General features: G+C 71.9%; 1 protein-coding gene and 1 pseudogene. Both read left to right on the plus strand.

The genetic code is table 11. From position 1 onward, the window contains the following. Nucleotides 1-20: 20 nt before the first annotated feature. Nucleotides 21-797: pseudogene (locus tag DVH02_RS37155) on the plus strand (acyltransferase domain-containing protein); the annotation flags it as partial. A 69-nt stretch (nucleotides 798-866) separates the two neighbouring features. Then, on the plus strand, nucleotides 867-4,055 hold a 3,189-nt coding region (locus tag DVH02_RS19400), incomplete at its 3' end, for a type I polyketide synthase (RefSeq protein ID WP_114625093.1).

Consider the following 4,055-nt stretch of genomic DNA (forward strand, 5'->3'; position numbering starts at 1 on the left):
TGGCGGAGGTTGAAGAGCTGCTGGCGGGGTGGGTGGGGCGTATTGATGTGGCTGCGGTGAATGGTCCGGGTTCTGTGGTGGTGGCGGGTGACGCGGACGCGTTGGATGAGTTGGTGGCGCGGTGTGAGTTGGATGAGGTGAGGGTGCGGCGGGTCCCGGTGGATTATGCGTCACACACGTGGCATGTGGAGGCGCTTGAGGGCGAGTTGGCGGAGGTGTTGGCGCCGGTTGTTCCTCGGGTGGGTGGGGTGCCGTTCTTCTCGACGACTGAGGCCGCGTTTGTGGATACGGCTGAACTCGACGGCGGTTATTGGTATCGGAATTTGCGTCAGCGGGTGCGGTTTGCTGAGGCGGTGGAGAGTCTGGCCGGGCAGGGTTTCGGCGCGTTCGTCGAGGTCAGTTCGCATCCCGTGTTGGGCATGGCCGTACAGGAGGCTGCCGCGGACGCGGTGGTGGTGGGCACGCTGCGTCGTGATGATGGGGGTAGTGGGCGTTTCCTGACGTCGTTGGCTGAGGCGTGGGTGCGGGGTGTTCCCGTGGACTGGACGGCTGTTCTTGCCGGTCAGGACGGCACCACCGTCGAGCTGCCGACGTACGCCTTCCAGCGTCGGAGGTATTGGTTGGAGCGGACGGTTCCTGCCGTTGGGGTGGGGGAGTCGTCTCAGTCGGTGGTGGATGCTCGTTTCTGGGCGGCGGTGGAGCGCGAGGATCTGGGTGCCGTGGCGGAGACGTTGGGGTTGTCCGATGGTGGGGTGTTGGCGGATGCTCTGCCGGTGCTGTCGCATTGGCGGTTGGGGCAGTCGGCGCGGTCGGTGGTGGATGGCTGGCGGTATCGGGTGCTCTGGCGTCCGGTCGGCCGGGATGTTGTGGCCGTTGCGCCGGAGGGGGAGTGGCTGCTCGTCGCGTCCGAGGCGGAACGGGATGCCGTCGGTGCCGTGGCCGACGCCCTCACCCGCCACGGCGCCACCGTACGCGTCGTCGCGCTCTCCTCGCGGCACGCCGAGTCCGATGCTCTGGACACCGCGTTGCACGGCGTGCTGGCCGAAAGCGCGCAGTCCCTCGCCGGTGTGGTGTCGCTCCTCGGGCTGGACGAGACGCCGCTGCCCGACCACCCGGTGCTGCCCACAGGAGCGGCCCTCACCGTCCACCTCCTCCAAGCGCTCGGCCGGGCCGGTGCGAGTGCGCCGCTGTGGTGTGTCACACGGGGAGCCGTCGCCGTCGGCGACCACGAGCCGGTGCTGCGGCCCGCGCAGGCGGCCGTCTGGGGCCTCGGCCGAGTCGCCGCGCTGGAGTTCCCCGAGCGCTGGGGCGGCCTGATCGACCTGCCCTCCGCCCCTGACGCCCCGGCCACGCTCGGCCGCCGTGACGCCGACGCGCTCTGCGCCGTACTCGCCCGCCGTGCAGGCGACGGCATCGAGGACCAGGTGGCGCTCCGCGCGCACCAGACCTTCGTACGGCGTCTCGTACCCGCCCCGCTGTCGTCGGCGGAGCCGAGCGGGCGCAGGTGGTCGCCGCGCGGCACCGTGCTCGTGACCGGGGGGACAGGTGCCCTCGGCGCGCATGTGGCCCGGTGGCTGGCGCGCGGCGGAGCCGAGGAAGTGGTCCTGGTCGGACGCCGGGACGCGACCGACGACGCGCACCTGGCAGACCTGCGAGGCGAAATCGACGCGCTGGGAGCCCGGTTGACCGTGGCCGTCTGCGATGTCGCCGACCGTGCCGCACTCGCCGGTCTGCTCGACTCCCTGCGTGCGGACGGACGCACCGTCCGTACAGTCGTGCACGCCGCAGGTGTGGGCACTCTCGGCGCGCTCGCCGACCTCGACACCGCCGCGTTCGCCGAGGTCGCCTCCGGCAAAGTCGAGGGTGCCCGGCACCTCTCCGAGTTGCTCGACCCGGCCGAGACCGACGCGCTGGTCCTCTTCTCCTCCATCTCCGGAGTGTGGGGCGTTGCCGACCACGCCGCGTACGCCGCCGCCAATGCCACCCTCGACGCACTCGCCGAGCACGCCCGCCGCACGCGCGGACTGCGCGTCACCTCGGTGGCCTGGGGCCCCTGGGACGGCGGCGGCATGATCGCCGAGGAGCTGCGCGACCCGCTGCGCCGCCGCGGCATCCCCGTCATCGCCCCGGAACCGGCCATGGTCGCCCTTCAGGACGCCCTCGACCACGACGACACGGTGATATCGGTCGCGGACGTCGACTGGGCCCGGTTCGTACCGGTGTTCAGCGCCGTCCGCCCCGCGCCCCTCGTCGCCGGCCTCGAACCGAAGGCCCCCGAGTCCGGCGGGACCCGCCGCACCGCCGACCAGGCCGACACGGCCGAAACGTCCCTCGCGCGGCAGCTCGCCGCACTGCCCGCCACCGACCGGGACCGCTTCGTCCAGGGCCTGGTCGTGGCCGAGGCCGCCGGTGTACTCGGCCACGACTCACCCGACGCCGTCGACGCCGCGTACGCCTTCAAGGAGCTGGGCTTCGACTCGGTGAGCGCCGTCGAACTGCGCAACCGCCTCACCGCCCGTACCGGCCTGCGCATCGCCACAACCGTGGTCTTCGACCACCCCACACCGCTCGCGCTCGCCGCCCACCTGCGCCAACTGGCGCTCCGCGACGGCCCCGTACCGGCCGACAGGACCGAACACACCCCCGCCCGCACGAGCCCGCGCGGCGCGGCCGACGACGACCCCGTCGTCATCGTCGCCATGGGCTGCCGCTATCCCGGCGGCATCGCGTCCCCCGAAGACTTCTGGCGCGTCGTCATCGACGGCGAGGACGTCATCAGCGGCTTCCCCACCGACCGCGGCTGGGACACGGCCGGCTTCTACGACCCCGACCCCGACCGGTCAGGCACCAGCTACGTCCGGCACGGCGGTTTCCTGCACGACGCGGGCCACTTCGACCCCGGCTTCTTCGGTATCTCCCCGCGCGAGGCGGCGGCGATGGACCCCCAGCAACGGCTGCTCCTGGAAACCTCCTGGGAGACCTTCGAACGGGCCGGTATCGATCCCCGCACCCTGCGCGGCACCAGCACCGGTGTCTTCACCGGCCTCACCGACCAGAACTACGGTGCCCTCCTCCGCCGCGCGGCCGACGGCACCGAGGGCTACCTCGTCACCGGCGCCTCGACGGCCGTCGCCTCAGGACGCGTCTCCTACGTGCTCGGCCTGGAAGGGCCCGCCGTCAGCATCGACACCGCCTGCTCCTCCTCTCTCGTCGCCCTGCACATGGCGCTCGCGTCGCTGCGTTCGGGCGAGTGCTCGATGGCCCTCGCCGGAGCCGCGATGGTCATGGCCGACCCGGCGCCGTTCGTCGGCTTCAGCCGCCAGCGCGGCCTTGCCCCGGACGGTCGCTGCAAGCCCTTCGCGGAGGCCGCCGACGGCTTCTCGCTCGCGGAGGGGGCAGGCGTGCTGCTGCTGGAGCGGCTCTCCGACGCCCGCCGCAACGGTCACCCCGTGCTCGCTGTGATCCGCGGCTCGGCCATCAACCAGGACGGCGCCAGCAACGGACTCACCGCTCCCAACGGCCCCGCTCAGCAACGAGTGGTCCGGGCCGCCCTCGCCGACGCCGGGGTCAGCGGCTCCGAGGTCGACGTCGTAGAGGCGCACGGCACCGGTACGCGCCTCGGCGACCCCATCGAGGCGCAGGCGCTGCTCGCCACGTACGGGCAGGACCGGCCGGACGACCGGCCCCTCCTCGTCGGCTCCGTGAAGTCGAACATCGGGCACACCCAGACCGTGTCCGGTATGGCCGGTGTGATGAAGATGGTGCTGGCCATGCAGCACGATGTGCTGCCCCGGACGCTGCACATCGACGCCCCGTCCTCCCATGTGGATTGGTCCACGGGGGCGGTGTCGTTGTTGACGGAGGCGGTGGAGTGGCCTGGTGGTGGGGGTCGTCCGCGTCGGGCGGGTGTGTCGTCGTTCGGGGTGAGTGGGACGAACGCGCATGTGGTGTTGGAGGAGGCGCCTGTGGTGGCGCCTGTGGAGGTGCTGGAGGAGGCTCCGGAGGAGGTCTCCGGGCCTGTTGATGGTCGGGGTGCGGTGTTCGAGGCTGGTGGT

Source organism: Streptomyces corynorhini, from assembly GCF_003346515.1.
GTDB lineage: Bacteria > Actinomycetota > Actinomycetes > Streptomycetales > Streptomycetaceae > Streptomyces > Streptomyces corynorhini.